The 19,161-nt window shown below is 47.0% G+C and carries 19 protein-coding genes and 1 riboswitch; of the genes, 11 read left to right on the plus strand and 8 right to left on the minus strand.

Annotation, left to right across the window (positions count from 1 at the left end; translation table 11 throughout):
* Nucleotides 1-49: 49 nt before the first annotated feature.
* Nucleotides 50-490 carry an Lrp/AsnC family transcriptional regulator gene (locus tag ACFYU8_RS22090; RefSeq protein WP_390303812.1) on the plus strand — a complete coding sequence of 147 codons (441 nt, stop codon included), beginning with the start codon at nucleotides 50-52 and terminating at the stop codon, nucleotides 488-490.
* A 66-nt stretch (nucleotides 491-556) separates the two neighbouring features.
* Here ACFYU8_RS22090 and ACFYU8_RS22095 read toward each other — a convergent pair whose 3' ends face one another.
* The 6 genes from ACFYU8_RS22095 to ACFYU8_RS22120 all read right to left on the minus strand — a co-directional run bounded on the left by ACFYU8_RS22095 (nucleotide 557) and on the right by ACFYU8_RS22120 (nucleotide 5,578).
* Nucleotides 557-1,588: a cytochrome d ubiquinol oxidase subunit II gene (locus ACFYU8_RS22095; RefSeq protein WP_390303815.1), complete on the minus strand. Its 1,032-nt coding sequence runs from the start codon at nucleotides 1,586-1,588 to the stop codon at nucleotides 557-559.
* Nucleotides 1,585-2,919: a cytochrome ubiquinol oxidase subunit I gene (locus ACFYU8_RS22100; RefSeq protein ID WP_390304148.1), complete on the minus strand. Its 1,335-nt coding sequence runs from the start codon at nucleotides 2,917-2,919 to the stop codon at nucleotides 1,585-1,587. The genes ACFYU8_RS22095 and ACFYU8_RS22100 overlap by 4 nt, the downstream gene beginning before the upstream one ends.
* A gap of 163 nt (nucleotides 2,920-3,082) precedes the next feature.
* On the minus strand, nucleotides 3,083-3,856 hold the full coding sequence (locus ACFYU8_RS22105; protein WP_390303818.1) for a pirin family protein: 774 nt from the start codon (nucleotides 3,854-3,856) through the stop codon (nucleotides 3,083-3,085).
* Between the two features lie 55 nt (nucleotides 3,857-3,911).
* Entirely contained in the window at nucleotides 3,912-4,298 is a 387-nt protein-coding gene (locus ACFYU8_RS22110; RefSeq protein ID WP_390303821.1) for a DoxX family protein, read from the minus strand.
* Between the two features lie 75 nt (nucleotides 4,299-4,373).
* Nucleotides 4,374-5,000, minus strand: coding sequence for an FMN-dependent NADH-azoreductase (locus ACFYU8_RS22115; protein WP_390303824.1), 627 nt, complete (start codon nucleotides 4,998-5,000; stop codon nucleotides 4,374-4,376).
* A 131-nt stretch (nucleotides 5,001-5,131) separates the two neighbouring features.
* Nucleotides 5,132-5,578, minus strand: coding sequence for a MarR family winged helix-turn-helix transcriptional regulator (locus tag ACFYU8_RS22120; RefSeq protein WP_390303827.1), 447 nt, complete (start codon nucleotides 5,576-5,578; stop codon nucleotides 5,132-5,134).
* A gap of 187 nt (nucleotides 5,579-5,765) precedes the next feature.
* On the opposite strand from ACFYU8_RS22120, the gene ACFYU8_RS22125 reads away from it, so the two are divergent.
* The 5 genes from ACFYU8_RS22125 (at nucleotide 5,766) to ACFYU8_RS22145 (ending at nucleotide 12,666) form a co-directional block, all read left to right on the plus strand.
* Nucleotides 5,766-6,866 (plus strand): carbohydrate kinase, encoded by a 1,101-nt coding sequence (locus ACFYU8_RS22125; RefSeq protein ID WP_390303830.1) that lies wholly within the window; start codon nucleotides 5,766-5,768, stop codon nucleotides 6,864-6,866.
* Between the two features lie 3 nt (nucleotides 6,867-6,869).
* Entirely contained in the window at nucleotides 6,870-7,796 is a 927-nt protein-coding gene (locus ACFYU8_RS22130) for a pseudouridine-5'-phosphate glycosidase (protein WP_017247167.1), read from the plus strand.
* A 499-nt stretch (nucleotides 7,797-8,295) separates the two neighbouring features.
* Entirely contained in the window at nucleotides 8,296-10,716 is a 2,421-nt protein-coding gene (locus ACFYU8_RS22135; protein WP_390303833.1) for a heavy metal translocating P-type ATPase, read from the plus strand.
* Nucleotides 10,717-10,782: 66 nt separating this feature from the next.
* The gene (locus ACFYU8_RS22140) at nucleotides 10,783-10,983 is read left to right on the plus strand and encodes a copper ion binding protein (RefSeq protein WP_390303836.1); all 201 of its coding nucleotides are present in this window, start codon (nucleotides 10,783-10,785) and stop codon (nucleotides 10,981-10,983) included.
* Nucleotides 10,984-12,063: 1,080 nt separating this feature from the next.
* Nucleotides 12,064-12,666: a hypothetical protein gene (locus tag ACFYU8_RS22145; RefSeq protein ID WP_390303839.1), complete on the plus strand. Its 603-nt coding sequence runs from the start codon at nucleotides 12,064-12,066 to the stop codon at nucleotides 12,664-12,666.
* 167 nt (nucleotides 12,667-12,833) lie between these two features.
* On the opposite strand, the gene ACFYU8_RS22150 is transcribed toward ACFYU8_RS22145, so the two are convergent.
* Nucleotides 12,834-13,658 (minus strand): glycoside hydrolase family protein, encoded by an 825-nt coding sequence (locus tag ACFYU8_RS22150; protein WP_390303842.1) that lies wholly within the window; start codon nucleotides 13,656-13,658, stop codon nucleotides 12,834-12,836.
* 401 nt (nucleotides 13,659-14,059) lie between these two features.
* Between ACFYU8_RS22150 and ACFYU8_RS22155 the strand changes: the two genes are divergently transcribed.
* The 5 genes from ACFYU8_RS22155 to ACFYU8_RS22175 all read left to right on the plus strand — a co-directional run bounded on the left by ACFYU8_RS22155 (nucleotide 14,060) and on the right by ACFYU8_RS22175 (nucleotide 18,714).
* Entirely contained in the window at nucleotides 14,060-14,242 is a 183-nt protein-coding gene (locus tag ACFYU8_RS22155) for a PspC domain-containing protein (protein ID WP_390303845.1), read from the plus strand.
* Nucleotides 14,243-14,761: 519 nt separating this feature from the next.
* A riboswitch (cyclic di-AMP (ydaO/yuaA leader) is annotated at nucleotides 14,762-14,909 on the plus strand.
* 393 nt (nucleotides 14,910-15,302) lie between these two features.
* Nucleotides 15,303-16,529 carry a quaternary amine ABC transporter ATP-binding protein gene (locus ACFYU8_RS22160; protein ID WP_390303848.1) on the plus strand — a complete coding sequence of 409 codons (1,227 nt, stop codon included), beginning with the start codon at nucleotides 15,303-15,305 and terminating at the stop codon, nucleotides 16,527-16,529.
* Nucleotides 16,513-17,352: an ABC transporter permease gene (locus tag ACFYU8_RS22165; RefSeq protein ID WP_390303851.1), complete on the plus strand. Its 840-nt coding sequence runs from the start codon at nucleotides 16,513-16,515 to the stop codon at nucleotides 17,350-17,352. The genes ACFYU8_RS22160 and ACFYU8_RS22165 overlap by 17 nt, the downstream gene beginning before the upstream one ends.
* Nucleotides 17,349-18,284: a glycine betaine ABC transporter substrate-binding protein gene (locus tag ACFYU8_RS22170; RefSeq protein WP_390303854.1), complete on the plus strand. Its 936-nt coding sequence runs from the start codon at nucleotides 17,349-17,351 to the stop codon at nucleotides 18,282-18,284. Before ACFYU8_RS22165 ends, ACFYU8_RS22170 begins: the two co-directional genes overlap by 4 nt.
* Nucleotides 18,285-18,303: 19 nt before the next feature.
* Nucleotides 18,304-18,714: a hypothetical protein gene (locus ACFYU8_RS22175; protein ID WP_390303857.1), complete on the plus strand. Its 411-nt coding sequence runs from the start codon at nucleotides 18,304-18,306 to the stop codon at nucleotides 18,712-18,714.
* 55 nt (nucleotides 18,715-18,769) lie between these two features.
* On the opposite strand, the gene ACFYU8_RS22180 is transcribed toward ACFYU8_RS22175, so the two are convergent.
* The gene (locus ACFYU8_RS22180) at nucleotides 18,770-19,138 is read right to left on the minus strand and encodes a Na-translocating system protein MpsC family protein (protein ID WP_390303860.1); all 369 of its coding nucleotides are present in this window, start codon (nucleotides 19,136-19,138) and stop codon (nucleotides 18,770-18,772) included.
* Nucleotides 19,139-19,161: the final 23 nt, after the last annotated feature.

Here is a 19,161-nt window from a genome sequence, read left to right on the forward strand (position 1 = left end):
TCCAAGTTATTTGGCAGGGAGCACTTGTGGATTTGAAAGGGTGATCTGCATGGACCAAATCGATTACAAAATCATTAGCCTGTTGCACGAAAATTCGCGGATACCGTTAGCGGAGCTGGGGAGAATCATCGGGATGACGCAGCCTGCCGTGAAGGAGAGGGTCCGCCGTCTGGAGGAGCAGGGAGTCATTATGGGCTACCATGCGTCGATATCTCAGGAAAAGCTGGGTAAGCACACGAGTGCTTTTGTCATGTTTCGCACCAAGCAATGTGCGGCGTTCATCGATTTCTGCAAGCAATCGCCGGAAGTGACGGACATGTACCGGATCAGTGGGGAGTACAACTACATGCTGAAAGTGGTAACGAGGTCGACGGAGGAATTGGTTGCCTTCTCGGAACGCACCGGGGATTTCGGCTATTCCTATACGTTGATCGTGCTTACGGCGCCATTTGAGCAAAAAATGATGCTGGAGGAAGAGAAAATCTTCTGATTGAACAAAAAAGAGGCTCCGCCGTCTCAGGGCGAAGCTTCTTTACTATTGCGTATAGCGAAAATGCTATTTTTGCCGTACATACTGCTCGTCCCTCATGAACAGACGCCAGAAATAAATAAAACCGGGTACGAGAATCGCAAATCCGACCAAATAACAAATGAACAGAGCGTGGAACGTATCCGGGTGTGTAAAGCTGGACTCAATCGTCACATGGGGATAGACGATGTAGGGAAGGCGTGCTGCACCGTACGCATAGCTGGCGAGCAGGTATTGCGTCGTGGCGACGATGACCGCGATCCGCGGAAGGTGGATGCCGAAGTAGCGTCGATCCTGGGGCAGCAAGAGAGCGATATAGGTAATGAAAAAGCAGACTGCCGATGCAATCAGCCACGGCAAATAGTCGAGAATGCGGTCGTACAGCCATTTTGCCTCGATTTGCATCGTGAGCACGGTAACCAATGCCGCCAGAAATGTAATCGGACCCAGAAGCACCGCATCCCGGCGGTAGATGGAGAAGGCTTGCTTTTCACCCGCGATGTAAGAGTAGTCCGCGAGAAGCAGCGACGAGAGGAAGAGTGTGCTGCTTACGGCAAGGCCAATATAAGAATAGACGTGTGGGCTGGTCAAAAATAGTCCCCAGTCGAGATACTCCACGCCATTGATCATCCGAGACAACCCGCCCTGTGTCACAGGAAGCACGCTGATTAACAGAGCCGGCACCAATATCCCGGTAATGCCGGAGACGATGCTGAGCATCTTGTCATACTTGTAAATCAGATGCGAAAACACCATAAACGTACTGCGAATCAACATCAATAACACCACGAGACATCCGGGAACCAACAGCAGGCTCCCCAATGTGTAGGTCGCGCCTGGAAAAAAGGTAACGAGCGCGACGACAATCAACACGATAAAGACATTCACGACTTCCCAAGAGGGCGAGAGGTAGCGATTGGCGATTTGGGTGGCTTTGGTTTTTTCCCGATTCAAATAGATCATCGACCAAAAACCTGCACCGAAGTCGAAGGAGGCCGCGACGGAATAGATGACGACGAAAATCCAGAGCAGCGTAATGGCAATAATCGTGTCGGTCATATCGTTCCTCCATCAACTTTCGGCTGTTCTGGCGGTTCGAGCTCCAAGGGGTGGCGACCAAAATAGCTACGGAATACGAGCAGGGTGACGATCGCGAAAAACACGTACACCGAGAGGAAAATCCAGAACAGTGTAGAGATGCCTGCTGCTTTTGTGGCAGCATCTACTGTTTTCATCACACGATAAACCACCCAAGGCTGGCGTCCTGTGCAGGCAAAAATCCAACCGAATTCGATGCCAAACAAGGCGAGCGGTCCACTCGTGACAAATACCCATAGAACCCAGCGCGGAAATTGAGAGCGTTTCAGCAGCTTTTTCCAAGCGAAGCCGATAAACCCGACGAAAATCAACAAGCTGCCGATGATGACCATCCCGTTAAAAAGAGTATGGACGTAGAGCGGGGGCCACAGCTCCTGTGGAAAATCATCTAGACCGACTACAACCTCGTCAAAGCGATTGGCTGCAAGGAAGCTGAGCGCCCATGGAATTTCGATCGCGTATTTGACTTCTTTCGTCTCGGGATCGGTAAAGCCGCCAATCGCGAGCGGGGCGTAGGCTTGTGTTTCAAATAGCCCTTCGGCAGCGGCCAGCTTTTCCGGCTGGTATTGATGCAAAAGCTGTGCGGATTCATGACCGTTCAAGGCGGTTAAAAGGGAAAAGGTGCCACCAACGATCAAACCGGTCAACAGTGCTTTTTGATGATACAAATAAACGCGACTGCCTTTTTCGGCGCGCAGCATTTTCCACGCTGCCACTCCAGCGACAATGAATGCCCCCGTCATATAAGCAGAGACAGTAACATGACCTGCTGTCACGATAAAGCTGGGATTGAAAAAAGCTTTCCACGGGTCCACGTCGACGATCTGTCCATCGACCATTCGAAAGCCAGTGGGAGTGCCTTCGAATGCATGGACATTCGTAATCAGGATCGCGGAGGCCGTCGCACCAAGCAAAACCATGAACAAACTCAACAAACGCATGTTGCGGGATAGGCGGTGAGCCGCGTAGACGTAAATGGACATAAACAAGGCTTCCACGAAGAAAGCGAATATTTCGATCTGAAAAGGCAGCGAAATCACCTTGCCGACAATCTCCATGAACCCGGGCCATAGCAGGGAAAGCTGGACACCCGCAATCGTCCCAGAAGGAATCGCTACACCCAGCAAGATCGCCTGGGCTTTTGTCCAGCGTTTGGCCATGATCTCATAATCGCGGTCACGCGTCCGCCAAAAGAGGAGCTCCACCAACAAGATCATAAGCGGGAGACCAACGCCCAAGGTCGCAAAAATAATGTGAAAGGCCATAGTCGTCCCGAATATGGCTCGAGTCATCACGATATCTTCCACGTTCAACGTCCTTTCTGATCGGCACCAAAAATTGTTAACGATTTCCTCGTTAATGTCCCATGAGGAGGCGGAGTTTATACGAAAAAGACCGTCACAAAAATGTGACGGCCGGGCTTGATGATAGGATAAGGGCGTTTGGAAGAATTGATTATTTACGATAGAGTGGATAATCAACCTCAGTCGGTACTTGAATCAACACCAAGCGGAGCGGAGCATTTGTTGATGCTTGGTAGATGGCTGTACTGCTTTCCTCGGAGGAGAGGACGACAAAGTCACCTTTAGTTGCTGGGGCAGGGCTCTCGCTGATAGTTGCTTTCTCTGCAACACTCCCGTTCCCTTCCACCACAACAACTGCGTGAGCATAGCCAGCCGGGAGTTCTTTTTCATACGACTTTCCAGAGGGAATCGTGATATCGCTCATCAAGGAATCCGTGACCAACTGAATGGGCGCAGACGATCCGATGATGTGTTTGATTTGCACACCATCTACCTCCTCAGATGGAAACTCCTCATGATCATACTGATAGTAAGTAGGAGGTTGCTTCGTCGTTTGCGCGAGATGCGGTTCAAACCAGATTTGAAACATTTCAGTATCTTTGTCGAATTCTTCTGCATGGTACGCGCCTGACCCAGTTTGCATGATCTGCGCGCCGCCTGTCGACACTTCCTGAATATTCCCGAGTGTATCCCGATGGCCGACTGTCCCGGTGAGGACGTACGACAAAATTTCAAAGCCGGAGTGGGGGTGCAGTGGGATTTCAAATGTCTTCAGCGTTTTTGCCCATGCCCAGTAAAAAAGTGGTCCTACCCGTTTTACAACGGAGCCTTCATGTGGGAAGCCAATTGGTTTGCTCTCTACGATTTCACCGTCGCCAAAATGTCCTTTTGCTTGCTCATTCTGTGTATAGACGCGGATTTCCATCTGATGTTCCTCCCTTAGTGCGATTGCTGGCTTACGGGTTGTGAGGAGTCACCAATTAAAACAAAACGTATGCGCCTGGACCGATCAACGCCACACCAATAACAACTGCGATTAAAGTCAGGTTGTATTCGAATCCGTTTTGTGTGACCCAATATCCATTTTGACCGTGCACCTTCAGAATGGCAACCAGCATTGTGAACGCGAGCAAAATAGAGCTTGCCCAGATACCTAAGCCTGCCGCAAACATCAGACCACCAACGAGTTCAGCCAATCCTGCAACAAAGGCCATCGCTACGCCAGGCTTCACCCCGATGGACTCCAGCCAGCCGCCTGTTCCTTTCAAACCATAACCGCCAAACCAACCAAACAGCTTCTGCGCACCATGACCTGCAAACGTCAAACCAATGACCAAACGAATCAATAACAATCCAGTATCCAACACTTTTCATCTCTCCTTAATTATTTTAATTTAATGTATCTTTAATTAAAGATATTTGTCCAAAAAGGCTGGCGGGCCTTAGAAGGATTCCGCCAGTTTTGCTGCTTTCTCTACACCAGCTGCAACGAGCTCAGCTGCTTTGTCTTGGAATTGGTTGTGACCTTCTACGATCACTTCCGTTACATTGCTGATGCCCCAGAAGCCGAGGAGCGTGCGAACGTATTTGTTTGCCATTTCAATCTCAGCCATAGGCCCTTCGGAATAAACGCCACCACGTGCGCTCAACAGAGCTGCTTTTTTGTCACCCATCAGACCAACTGGACCTTCAGCAGTGTACTTGAATGTTTTGCCTGCTTGGGAGAGGTAATCCATATACGAGTGCAGAACAGCAGGAACGGTAAAGTTCCACATAGGGAAAGCGAATACGATTTTGTCTGCTTCTATAAACTGGTTCAGGTATTTGTTAACCAAGTCAGCACGTTTTTGCTCATCAGCAGACAGCTCGATGCCGTTTCCTGCTTTCCACATAGCAGTGAGCATGTCGTTACCGTAATAAGGGAGGTTTTCCGCAAACAGATCCAATTCAACGATTTCGTCGTTTGGATGTGTTTCTCTGTATGTTTTGGTGAAAGCTTCGTACAACTTTACACTTGTAGCCTGCTCAACTGGGCGATCATTCGCTTTAATAAAAAGTACTTTACTCATGAAAATTTCATTCCCCTTCCATTTAGTAAGTCACTAACTTTTAATGTGTAAATCTTGATTTTAAGATTATTACGTATCAGATCTTTTGTCAACACTTTTTTGTGTTGTGGTGAAGAGAGAGGACTGCTCATCTAATAAGTAGCCTGAGCAGTGCGTCCCAACTTTTTTAGCAGTTCGATAGCCTGACGTTGTTCTTCTGGTGTGAGACCTTCCATCGCTTTCTCAATTGAGAGTTGATGAGAAGGGAAGATATCAGACAAAAATTGGTGCCCTTTTTCCGTGAGTTCCGCATAAATGACGCGGCGGTCTGCCGAACAGGGCTTGCGAATGAGCAGTTGCTTCTTTTCGAGTTTGTCCACAACGTACGTGATGTTTCCGCTGGAGATCAATATTTTTTCGCCAATTTGCTGCAATGGTTGAGGACCTTTATGAAATAATACCTCTAGAACTCCGAATTCGGTTGGATTAAGTCCATGCTGGCGAATGTGACGATTGGAGTGAGCGGTAACCCAGTTGTATGACCTCGATAATACTACAAAAAGATCGAGGGGATCATTTCGCAGTGGTTTGTCAGACATATGGACCCTCCTTTTCATCGAAACTTCGATATCTTTAATTTAAGATAATCCTACATCTCGCATTCACATTTGTCAAATTTAGATAAATAAATAAAATGAAATCACGCCTGTACAAACAATTGTCCCTGTGATAAACTTTTGTTTGTAAACAAGCTGTGAAAGCGAAACAGAAGAAAGGAGGATGACCGTGGAAAAAGACATGCAGATCCTTCATCATATCCGGCAAAATCCTTTTATCTCGCAACAGGAGTTGGCCGATCTGATTGGTATCTCACGTTCAGCGGTAGCTGGCTACATCGCGCAGCTGACCAAGCGTGGAGAAATAAAAGGACGGGCTTATGTGCTTCGTGATGAAGGAATGATTGCTTGTATCGGCGGGGCCAACCTGGACCGCAAAGCACGTGGCAAGCAGCAGGTGCGCCTACACTCATCCAATCCTGTAACGATTATGGAATCGTGTGGAGGAGTGGCACGAAATATCGCGGAGAACCTCGGTCGTCTTGGCTGCAATACGTCTCTTATCACCAGCATTGGTGAGGACAAGGAAGGCGATTGGCTCTTGCAGGAGACGAAAAAGCACGGGGTGCATATCAGCCAAGTATGGCGTCTGCCTACACAGCGGACGGGAACGTATACTGCGCTTCTCGATATTGATGGCGAAATGGTTGTTTCTTTGGCGAACATGGATATTTATGATGCTCTCACACCAGAGATGTTTGCGGAGAAATGGTCGCACATTGCAGCAGCCCACGTGGTTTTCATCGATACAAACATTCCGGCGGACTGCTTGGCCTACATCATCGAACGTTGCCAGGAGGAAAACATCCTGCTCTTCGTTGACCCGGTCTCTTCAATTAAAGCAAAGAAGCTCCCACAGCAATTGGACGGAGTAGAAGCGATTTTGCCGAATCGCGAAGAAGCCGAGCTGATGGCTGGCATGAAGATCACGACGATCGAAGAATGCGCCGAGGCTTGCCGCAAAATCAGGGAACGAGGCGTCAAGCATGTCATCGTGACCTTGGGTGAAGAAGGAATTTACTATCAGTCCGAGGACGTTGCGGAGCATATGTCTCCGTATCCAACGGAAGTAGTAGATGTAACGGGGGCAGGAGATGCGTTCGCGTCGGGACTCTTGTATGGCATTGTAAACGGAGAGTCTTTCCAGAGAGCGTGCCGCCTTGGATTGGCAGCATCAGCTCTGACATTGCAAACAGAGCAGTCCGTATCTCCTCTATTAAAAGCAGAACAATTGGAACTGGCCGTAGAACAATTCGAAAAGGAGCGATAAGAGATGAAACAATATTTGACCTTTACTGAGGAAGTACGCCACGCACTGGAGAATAACCTGCCGGTAGTTGCTCTGGAGACGACGATTATTTCGCACGGTATGCCATACCCGCAAAACATTGAGATGGCAAAAGAAGTAGAACAAATCATTCGCGACAACGGTGCCGTACCAGCTACGATCGGGATCATGGACGGCAAAATCAAAATCGGTTTGACTGACAGCGAGCTGGAAGAGTTTGCGACGAACAAAAATGTAGCAAAAGTAAGCCGTCGCGACTTCGCTTACATTTTGGCTAGCGGTAAAATCGGTGCAACTACAGTAGCCGCTACTATGATCGCAGCAGAAATGGCTGGCATCCACATGTTTGCAACTGGCGGTATTGGTGGGGTACACCGTGAAGGCGAAATCACTTGGGACGTATCTGCTGACCTGACTGAGCTGGCACAAACAGATGTAGCGGTAGTATGCGCAGGTGCGAAATCGATCCTCGATATCGGCCGCACACTCGAATATTTGGAAACGCAAGGTGTACCAGTTGTTGGCTACCGCACAGATGAATTCCCATCCTTCTTCGCTCGCGAAAGCGGATTTGGCGTAGACATGCGCATCGATACACCGGAAGAAGTCGGTAAGATGATGAACACCAAATGGGATCTGGGCCTCAAAGGCGGTATGATTATCGCGAACCCAGTACCAGAATCCGATGCACTCAACCACCAGGAAATCGAGGCTGTAATCCAAAAAGCACTCGCAGAAGCAAAAGAAAACAACATTGCAGGTAAACAGGTAACGCCTTTCATGCTCGATAAAGTGAAAAAGCTGACAGAAGGCAAGAGCTTGGCAACGAACATCGCGCTGGTGAAACACAATGCTGAAGTAGCTGCGAAAATCGCGGTAGCTTATCAGAAAGAAGCGAATCAAGGTAAATAAGAGAGAGCGAAGATCGACCAATTGCCCTCGGTTAATCCGGGGGCTTTTTTTGTTGTTTTTTAGCGGCTGTAGTGGAGGGGAAGAAGCTGTGGTAAACATCATGAAAGTTGGAGCAAGTAGAAGACTCCTCGAACGACTATGTAAAAGATTATCTTGGATGTATTTCTCCTTCACGTTAACCTGCAAAACGATATAAAAACAGGGCGAACACTTTGCTGTTAAGAAGTACTGCCATATGTTTGGAAGGAGACCGCCCGAACGCAGTGAGGAAAAAGGCGACTGGAAAACATGTGGCAGGGCTTCGTCCGGCACCAAGGATAGAGGACCACCCAGCATTTCTCCCTGTGTTTTCAGCACGTAAAACCCATTTAGAAAAAAATTGAAAAAAGTACTTGATATACCCTGAGGGGGTATTGTATAGTAAAGGTGTGAACAGGAAACAACGTAAGGGAAACGATACGATAAAATATACCCCTCAAGGGTATTTGGAGGGATTAGAATGAGTGCCAAATCAGCAGAGGCAACAGTCGCAATATCAGGGATGACTTGCGCAGCTTGTGCACTGCGCATCGAAAAGGGTTTAGGAAAAATGGAAGGAGTGGAGACCGCCAACGTCAATCTGGCTTTGGAAAAATCCACAGTCGTGTTCGATCCAACGAAAACGAACATCGACGACATCCGCTCCAAAATTGAATCGCTCGGCTACGGCGTCGTCACTGACAAAGTGGAGCTAAACATCTCGGGAATGACATGTGCGGCTTGCTCCACACGGATCGAAAAAGGTTTGAACAAGACAGCTGGGGTTCTGAAGGCAAACGTGAACCTGGCGATGGAAACAGCCACTGTCGAGTACGATTCGTCACAGGTAAGTGTGACTGACATTATTCAAAAGGTAGAGAAGCTGGGGTATCAAGCGACTCGTAAGGAAGAGGGAAAAGAAGAAGAAAAAATAGATCGTCGCCAGGAAGAAATCAAACGTCATACCCGCAAGTTTTGGATTTCCGCGATTCTGTCGCTCCCGCTGCTCTGGTCGATGGTGAGTCACTTTTCCTTCACCTCGTTTATCTGGCTGCCTGAAATCTTGATGAATCCGTGGGTACAGCTTGCGTTGGCAACACCGGTACAATTCATCATCGGCGCACAGTTTTACGTAGGAGCTTTCAAAGCCCTTCGCAACAAGAGTGCCAACATGGATGTGCTGGTCGCCCTCGGTACCTCGGCTGCCTATTTCTACAGCCTGTGGGTAGCGATTGACTCCATTGGCGGTCACGGCGGTCATATGCTCGAGCTGTACTTTGAAACGAGTGCGGTATTGATCACCTTGATCGTGTTGGGCAAATTGTTTGAGATGAAAGCGAAGGGACGCTCTTCGGAAGCGATCCGCAAGCTGATGGGCTTGCAAGCAAAGACAGCAGTAGTTGTACGCAATGGCGAAGAAATGACCATTCCTGTAGAAGAAGTGAGATTGGGTGACATCGTTCATGTGAAGCCGGGCGACAAAGTCCCTGTCGATGGTATCGTCATGGAAGGACAGTCCGCAGTTGATGAATCCATGCTGACTGGTGAAAGTATTCCGGTGGATAAAGCCGCAGGCGATACCGTCATCGGCGCCACCTTGAACAAAAACGGCTTCTTGAAAGTCCAGGCAACCAAGGTAGGAAAAGAAACGGCTCTGGCGCAAATTATTAAAGTAGTGGAAGAAGCACAAGGAACAAAAGCACCGATTCAACGTGTAGCTGACAGCATCTCCGGGATTTTCGTCCCAATCGTAGTAGGAATTGCTATTCTTACCTTCTTAATCTGGTACTTCTTCGTTATACCTGGTAACTTCGGTGAGGCTTTGGAGAAAGCAATTGCTGTACTCGTAATCGCTTGCCCATGCGCCCTCGGTTTGGCTACACCGACCTCGATCATGGCTGGTTCTGGACGCGCAGCTGAGCTGGGCATCCTGTTCAAAGGCGGGGAGCATCTGGAGACTGCTCACCATCTGGATACGATTGTCCTCGATAAAACAGGGACCGTAACCAAAGGCGAGCCAGAACTGACAGACGTCATTGCTATCGATATCGAAGAACAAGAGCTGCTCTCTTTGGTCGGTGCCGCTGAGAAAAATTCCGAGCACCCATTGGCTCAAGCCATCGTTCGCGGTATTGCGGATAAAGGAATCACCTTGACTGATACCGATTCGTTTGAAGCCATTCCTGGTTTCGGTATCCGGGCAACGGTTGCTGGCAAAGAAGTACTCGTCGGTACCCGCCGCTTGCTGGAAAAACATCAAATCTCTTACCAATCAGTGTCTGATACCATGCTGGCACTGGAGCGCTCCGGTAAAACGGCGATGCTCGCAGTCGTCGAAGGTAAGCTCGCTGGCTTGATTGCCGTAGCGGATACGATCAAACCAACCTCCAAGCAAGCTGTTCAGCGCATGAAAGCGATGGGATTGACTGTGATCATGATGACGGGTGACAACCGTCAAACTGCCGAGGCCATTGCCCGTGAAGCAGGAATCGATCACGTCATCGCAGAAGTCCTGCCCGAAGGTAAAGCCGCAGAAGTAAAAAAACTGCAAGAACAAGGCAAAAAAGTCGCGATGGTCGGCGATGGTATCAACGATGCTCCCGCACTCGCTACCGCTGACGTCGGTATGGCAATCGGTACAGGTACAGATGTGGCGATGGAAGCAGCCGATATTACCCTGATGCGCGGCGAACTGACCAGTGTGGCAGACGCTATCGAGATGAGCAAACGCACCATCCGCAACATCAAGCAAAACCTGTTCTGGGCATTGGCCTACAACACATTGGGCATCCCAATTGCCGCAATCGGCTTCCTCGCTCCATGGCTGGCCGGAGCCGCAATGGCCTTCAGCTCTGTGTCCGTCGTACTCAACGCACTGAGACTGCAACGAGTAAAGCTGTAACCAACAGTAACAAGCGGCTTTGTCCGCCTTACTCATACACTATAAAAATCTAAGGAGAGATTGATCATGACAAATATCACATTGAACGTAGAAGGTATGTCTTGCAACAAATGCGTAGCGCGCATCGAGAATACATTGAAAGAATTGGGTGCAGAAGGCAAAGTGCACTTGGCTGATAAAAAGGTTGATGTTTCCTACAACGAGAGCAACCTGACTCTCGATGCAGTAAAAGAAGCAATCGAAGACCAAGGCTACGACGTCGTTTAATCATCGTACCTTTGAAAAGCAAAGCTCCTGCCTGATTCATTGAGGCGGGAGCTTTTTGGTGTTGTGGTAAAAGTGGCTGTAGGGGAGGGGAAGAAGCCCATTTCCAGTCTACGCTTCGGCCTACGCCCCGCAAGGAGTTAGACTGTCAGCTCCGAAATGAATGTCGGGAGCGCTTCAAAACTGAAAACGTTACAACGTTTTTGTATGTGGTAAAAGCTGAAAACCCCCGCCATTCATTTCGGAGCTGGGGTGGGCTCCAGAGGCGCTAGGACTGGGGGGCTGCTGAGTTTGTATCGAAAGCAAATCCTTGAGGAGATTCAATGGGGAAGTAGCGATTAACAACCTGGGGTTGCGCGTAATTACCGATCTTCCCATACTCAATCAACACACGAAAAACGAAGTAAACGCGAGATAACGAGAGATCGTACTTTTCACCCCGAAAATTCCGTTTGTCCACGTTGGGAGGACATTTCGAAGGATTTTTCTCCAGCCCCCAAAATGATAATCGCGGAAAACGGCCAAAAACGCCCGAATTTGAGGATTCGGACGTTAGTTAGCATAATGCCTATTATCGGGACCCCGTAAAATGTGGGATTTACTAATGCTAAGAAGATGCTGAGAGTGTTTTTCAATCTTCTTTCGAAACAAAATAGGGTATGGATGCGTCTAAGCAGAAGCGAATTAATGCGAAGGAATAGCAGAGACGGAGCTTGAGAACCCGAAAATATTTAGGGAAAAATCCCTGGAACTTTTTGTATGCCAAAACGTCATAACAGGTGAATATAATAAACGTAGTGAGCCGATAGTGCTCAAACGATTATCAAAGGATGTTTAGCTATCGGTGTTCCATAGGCCAGAAAGGGAACTGTTGGGATAACGCTCCAATGGAGAGCTTTTGGGCAAAGCCAAGCAATAATGGCTTAATGGTAAGCTTTTCAAAATACGCAAATGAAGTGCGTACGGCAGTGTTTTGGCATATTGAATCCTACTATCACCGCAAAAAAATTATACGCAGTAAATAGCCATATGATGTCTGAAGAGATTGTGACACAATCAAAAAAATAAAAAAGAGTGTGAAATATGAAAAAAATATTATTGGTTTGTATTATGATAATGTTGATGCTAGCATCGGCTTGTGGAAATGTTGAAATGACATCAAATCCAAATACTTCTAGTGAGCCTAAACCTGAAACGGATGAGTCTATTATTCCAAAAAACACATCCGAATATTGTCTTAATGCAGAAAATATAAATTTGGATAGTGAAACTGAAAAATATTTCTATGGAACTTGGAAAGTTGAGAAGCTTTTAGGATTTGCAAATTCATATAATGATGCTTCTGAATATCCAACAGGGCAAAAATTTATTGGAGATGAAATTATAATCAAAAAAGACTTTTTTTCATCAAATGGACTTAAAAACTATAAGAAATATCAATATGAACTAAAAAATCCATTATATGAGATTACAGCGACATGCTATAACTCTCTCTCTTTTTATAGATTATATAAAATACATATCCCAGACTTAAATGAAAATGATGTAGTAAAAGTAATAGATATAAGTGACCCTTCTACAAAAATGAGCATACCTGTAAGTGTAAGTTTTTTTGTTGTTAATAACGATAGGCTTATCTTGTTATCAGAGGCAACTATTTTTGAGCTTAAAAAAATTACTGATTAAATGAATTAAGGTTATGTAATAAGTTCTGTGCTAATAGAATAGAAAATATCGAGGAAGGTAAGGATATCCTATAAGCGATTCTGAAAATGCCTGTGAATATAATTTTTAAAACAAGAAAGGTCAGCCTAAAGGCTGACCTTTCTTGTTTATGTCGTAAAACGATTAAACTATAGTGTATATACTGGATATTTGTGAGTATATGGCATGCCTTTACAAAATAAAGTTGCTTCTTCATTTCTTCTTGCTTTTAAATTTTTATCATATGAAAATGCTTTGCTGACTAATTTTGAACAAGTATCACTTTCAGCTGGTGTAAGTGGGCCAATAAAAGGATATATAAACGTATAGGCAAGCATAGCTTTTACATCTGGGGTTTTTAGCACCCCAGGACCTCCATTAAAAGTGAGCGAAACAAGTGCATCAAACTGAGATTGTGTAAATTGACAACCTGTAGGAAGTACTAATTTATTTACTGCCGCTACAGCACTTGCAGTATCATCAGCAAAAAAAGTATTTGCCTTAGACTGAGAAATTGGTGAAGTATAACCTAGATTTAAAGAGTTTGATAGAGCATCAGCTTGTGCTTGGGATAGAAGAGAATCATTTGGATTACCTGTTGTATTTTTAGTATATGTTTTAGTCTTTGTAATCAAATGTCCCCATCCAACTGTTGGATACCCATAAGGATCTCCATAAAATTTCAAGCTAAACGCTTGTAATCCCAGTCGGTAGAGAGCAATTACCTGATCATTTTCATGGAGGTAATGCAAGTAGTGCACTAGCTCTTTTCCTTCGTTGTAGGACTGTTCCCGTCGAGCTAAGTCTTTACGCTTAATCAAATATTTTTGGAAAAGTGCGCGGGCAAGATAAACAGGAGTTCCATGCTCACGAGCGTATTTCAAAATCGTATCGTAAAGCAACACTTGAATTTTTACATCTTTCACTAGACCCGCATATTGGTAAAGGCCGTCTAATGTCTGAAATGTATCCAATCTGGTACACTCTAATATTTTTTCGGATATTGTCCTGGGAGTTACACAGTTGAGTCTTACTGGGCTACAGGAACTGTCAATTATTCTTACTACAATGACTATACTATTGTAAAAGGTAAAGATAATGATTTCATATCAAAAGCTTATAATCCGACTGTTGCCGTAATTGGAGGAACTTTTACTACTCCTACTGTGACTATACACAGAGCAAAAGAAACTAGTTCGAAATATGCTTATAGTCAAATGGATTTTACTTATACATTTAGTCTACCTCTACCACCTGTATCAGCTACGGCGAAACTTTATTTTAATGTAGGAAATGATGATTATGATACTACACTTAGTTTATCTGACACCAAATAATGAATGAATATTCAAATTAAATGTTAGGAGATTAATTAATGAGGAGACAGTTGAAAAGATCTTCTACTGACAAATCTATTTTAGGTGTTTGTGGTGGTATTGCAGATTTTTTTGGTATCTCTTCATTGATTGTGAGACTTATTTTTATTGTTTTGATCCCTGTTTTAAATATTGTGTATATAATTTTAGGGAATATTCTCGAAGAAGATAGACGATTGTAAAGGTCATATTTAGCATTATGATTTTAAATTTATTGTAAGCCGGTGTAATGTTCTTCTTCCCAAGCGGCGTTGTTCTACAACTTGAAAGAGGCATTCAAGAAGTCTTCAAAAAAGCATGTAGAAACTCAATAGCTCGTAGAGGAAACAGGAGAAATAAGCGAAGATCTTTGGACACACCTACCGAGGCGCAGTGAAAAAAAGAGAAACTGCCTTTAGCGTCCACCTCTGAGACACATCTTGAGTGGACCACTTTGGACGCGGTTTCGCTTTTTTTCACGGAGCCGGGCACCACATGCTTCCCAGCAGGTGTTCCAAGAAGCTGAGCGTTTTCTCCTGTTTCCTCCCCACCAAAACAGCGAGTATACGGCACTAATATCTTGATTGAATGAGCAACCACCAGCTAATCCAATCCGCCTCATAAAGAAAGCCATAATCGGTTTAAAATGAAGTTAAACGAACGTTCACAATAACTGGAAGCGAGCGTATAATCAAATCACAATCACGATCAAATAAGCAACAAAACACATACGGCCTAGTTCCGAGATTCTCGGAAGCGGGGGAACCAATCTTTTTGGGGTTAATCCTGAGTGATCAGGAGGGATGAGGAAAAGTCTTCTCTGCCATCCTACCCGTCAGCTAACCTCGTCGGCCAAAGCAGGGAAGGTCATGGATAGATAAAGTCTAGGCATATAATGCGCAACAAGGACATTCCTTGCGGGCGTGTGATAGGCCGATGCAGGCTTTTTCTTTGGGACCTTTGTTCTGGAGAAAAAGCCTGCATCGGCCTATTTTTTATGGAAATACCGACAAGCAGCTTACGCGATACAGACGTGAACGAAATGATGTGGATCACGGGGAGGCAGTCGGTAAGACATAAACCGCTGACAATCGAAATCAGGAAGACAGAGTACAGGGAGTCCTGAAAACGGACGCCAGGTATTACGTAAGCCTGCGGATTTTCAACACGAGTAAAAATCAAGCGTGCATGCTTGGTTTTGCTGGAGTGTGGAAACTTCGCGGGCTTTTTTCATTCACGAAAAAACGAAAGATGAGGGATACCATGCCCAAAATGAAAGTCCATCAACTGACAAAAGTATTCGGCAAGCAGCCCGAGTTAGCCTTGAAGCTGCTGGCGGAAGGACGCGCGAAAGAACAAATTTACAAGCAAACCGGCCAGTCTATCGGTGTAAATCAGGTTAGCTTTGAAGTCGAGGAAGGTGAAATCTTCGTCATCATGGGTCTGTCCGGCAGTGGCAAATCAACCTTAATCCGACTTTGCAATCGACTGATTGACCCAACGAGCGGAAGCATCGAGATCGATGGGGAAGAGATCGTGGATATGAAGGCAACGGCTTTGCGTGAGGTGCGGAGGAAGAAGCTCGGGATGGTTTTCCAAAATTTCGCCTTGTTTCCACAGCGGACGGTACGGGAAAACGTCGAGTTTGGCTTGGAGATTCAACAAGTACCGCCAGGGCTCCGGCAAGAAAAAGCACGGGAAGCGCTCGCTCTCGTTGGATTAACCGAGTGGGAAAATGCGTACCCGGATCAATTGAGCGGAGGTATGCGCCAGCGGGTCGGATTGGCGCGGGCGTTGGCTAATAATCCAGACATTCTCTTGATGGACGAAGCGTTCAGTGCACTGGACCCGCTCATTCGAAAAGATATGCAGGATGAGCTGCTGGAGCTTCAGATGACGATGAAAAAGACGATCTTGTTCATTACACATGACTTGCACGAGGCGTTGCGACTGGGCGATCGGATTGCCTTTATGAAAGACGGGCAGATCATCCAGATCGGCCGCCCGGAAGAAATCATGGCAGACCCAGCGGATGAGTTCGTGCGGAAGTTCGTCGAGGATGCCGACCTGTCCAGGGTGCTCGTTGCTGAAAATGTGATGAAACGGGCAGAAGCAATCACGCCTGACAAAGGGGCGCGAGTGGCGCTGCAACTCATGATGGATAACGGCGTGTCCAGCTTGTACGTCGTGGACAAAAAGCGCACACTTCTCGGCCTGATTACGGCGTATGACGTATCACTCGCAATCGGTACAGGGGATTCGCTTTTGACGATCATGAAAACCGATCTCCCTACCGTTTCACCTGACGCACGCCTGCACAGTTTGTTCCCGATGATGGCAGACCTGCACGTCCCGATTGCGGTAGTGGGCGAACAACAGCGTTTGTTGGGTGTCATTGTAAAAGGAGCCGTGCTAGGCGGACTGGTAGGCAAAGTCAATGTCCAAGAGCACCAGAGAGCAGAGGTGATGAGTGATGGACACCGTGCCTAAGCTGCCGATTGGCCAATGGGTGGAAGGGTTCGTGGAGGTGCTGGGCCAGTACAAAGGGGTATTGTTTGATCCGGTGTCTATCGTCATTTCTACGATGGTGACTTACTGTTCCACGGTTTTGGCAGAGATACCTTCGCTGATTCTCATCTTGTTGCTAGGAGCCGCCGCGTGGGTTTTTTCAGGGAGAGCGTCCATGGTCTTTACGGTTATCGGGCTTTCCCTCATCCACAACTTGGGATACTGGGATGAAACGATGGAGACATTGGGACTCGTCCTTACTTCCACCATGATTTCGATCGCCGTCGGGATTCCGGTGGGCATTCTTTGCGCGAGACACGATACGTTTCGCAATCTGGTTACGCCAGTACTGGATTTGATGCAGACGATGCCAGCGTTCGTTTACTTGATTCCCGCGATCTTTTTCTTTGGCTTGGGCGAGGTGCCGGGAGTCATTGCCTCCGTTATTTTTGCTCTGCCGCCAATCGTGCGTCTCACGAACTTAGGCATACGTCAGGTACCAGCAGAAATGGAGGAAGCGGCGGACGCCTTTGGCTCAACTGGCTGGCAAAAGCTCGTGAAAGTACAACTGCCGTATGCGAAATCGACGATCTTGGCGGGAGTCAATCAGTGCATCATGCTCGCTCTGTCGATGGTGGTCATAGCGGCCATGATCGGGGCGAAAGGCTTGGGAGCAGACGTGTATCGTGCCGTATCACAAGTGGACATAGGAAGAGGATTCGAGGCGGGGCTATCCATCGTGATCATCGCTATCGTCCTGGATCGGCTTACTCAACATGCAGGAAAAAAGGAGAGAAACACATGATGAACAAAATGGTTCCAGCTTTATTGGCAGTGATGATGGGAGCTACCACTTGGCTGGCAGGCTGCTCCAGTCAAAGCACAAGCACACAAATACCGACAGCTACGGTGATCGGTCCTATTTCTTCTGAGACGTCGGATAACGCAATAGGAGAAAAACTCGACTATAAAATCATCGGAATCGACGCAGGATCAGGCTCGATGGTGAAGACAGAGGAAGTCATGAACCTGTACGGATTGGATAAATGGCAGCTCGTCGAAGGCTCCGATGCAGCAATGACAGCGACTTTGATCAAGGCGTACGAAGCGAAGGAACCGATTATCATTACGGGCTGGACGCCGCATTGGATGTTTAAAAAGATGGATTTGAAATATTTGGCGGACCCGATGAACGGCTTTGGTGGAGCGGAACAAATCCATACCATCGTGCGCAAAGGGCTGAAAGAGGATCAGCCTGCTGCCTATCAATTTCTGGATAAGTTCTGGTGGGAGCCAGCCGATATGGAGTCGGTCATGGTCCAAATGATTGATGGAAAAGAACCAGAAGTGGCCGCTGCGGAATGGGTAAAAAACAACGAAGCCAAAGTAGCGAAATGGGTGGATGGCATCCAGCCTGTCCAAAAAGCGAAGCTGACTCTGGCCTATGTAGCATGGGATTCTGAGATTGCCAGTACGCACGTTGTAGAGCATGTGCTGGAGCAGAAGCTGGGGTATGAAGTCGAATTGAGCCAGGTGCAGACTGGACCGATGTGGGCAGGAGTGGCCATTGGGGATGTAGATGGAATGGTTGCGTCTTGGCTGCCGTCTACAGATGCGAGTTATTTGAAAAAATTCGGTGGGAAAATCGAGGATTTGGGTCCGAATCTCGAAGGAACCAAAATTGGACTCGTGGTTCCTTCGTACATGAACATCTCGTCCATCGAGGATCTCCAATAAGGGAAAGGGAGGCGTTGCTATGAAGCATTATCTCGTAATTGGCAAGGGGGAAGCATTCACTTCTTTTGTCCAGACACTATGCTGCGACAGTTTACCTGCTTTTTGGGGAAGAAATCCTGGTGCCTTTTCATTGACAGCAGGGCCTGGAGACAAGACGATTCAGCGTTTTTTGCCCATTTCATTTGATGAGTACTACCGCGATCAGGAATCATTGCTGCTTTATCATTCCGTCTACATCTTTCCCGATGAGTGGGTGGAGGGTCGCGACTTCCTTACCCTGTTCAAACAGCTGGGAACCTGCCGCATTTTTGTGATGACCCAGGAGCATCGGAACGCACTGTTATACAAGGCGCTTGGGGCGAATCACGTCATCGTGAGTCAGCCCGGGTATAAAGGCTACGGCTGGTTGGCTGAACAGATGAGTGGGTAAGAGGGGAATAGAAAAGGCTCCGCCTGCAAATAAGGCGGAGCCGCATTTCGTAAAATTAGCCCAATATCTTTTCGAGGTCCTTGTCCAATACATAAACCTCGATCCGTTCACCCATTTTCGTGCTGATGTCGCTATGACTCGATAGAACCTTGCAGCTTGTCAGCTTTTCTACGATTTCTTCCGACTCTTCGCTGTACATTTCACGGAGAATCTCGCGCATTTCTTTGACGATGCGGCGACCTTTATCGTGACTGGACAGATGCTTTTCTTCGACGGTAAGAACGCCTTTGAACCTTGCGATGACCATATCACCAACGATGTAGGTCTTGGCTTCCTGCGGACCTCGACCTATCAGTTCGCGCTGAAATTTTATGAATGCTTCGCTGATTTCGGCTTCCAGCTTTTTTTTGTTAGAGATGGCCAAACGCCATACCTCCCATAATTTAT

Source organism: Brevibacillus sp. NPDC003359 (genome assembly GCF_042878995.1).
Taxonomy (GTDB): Bacteria; Bacillota; Bacilli; order Brevibacillales; family Brevibacillaceae; genus Brevibacillus.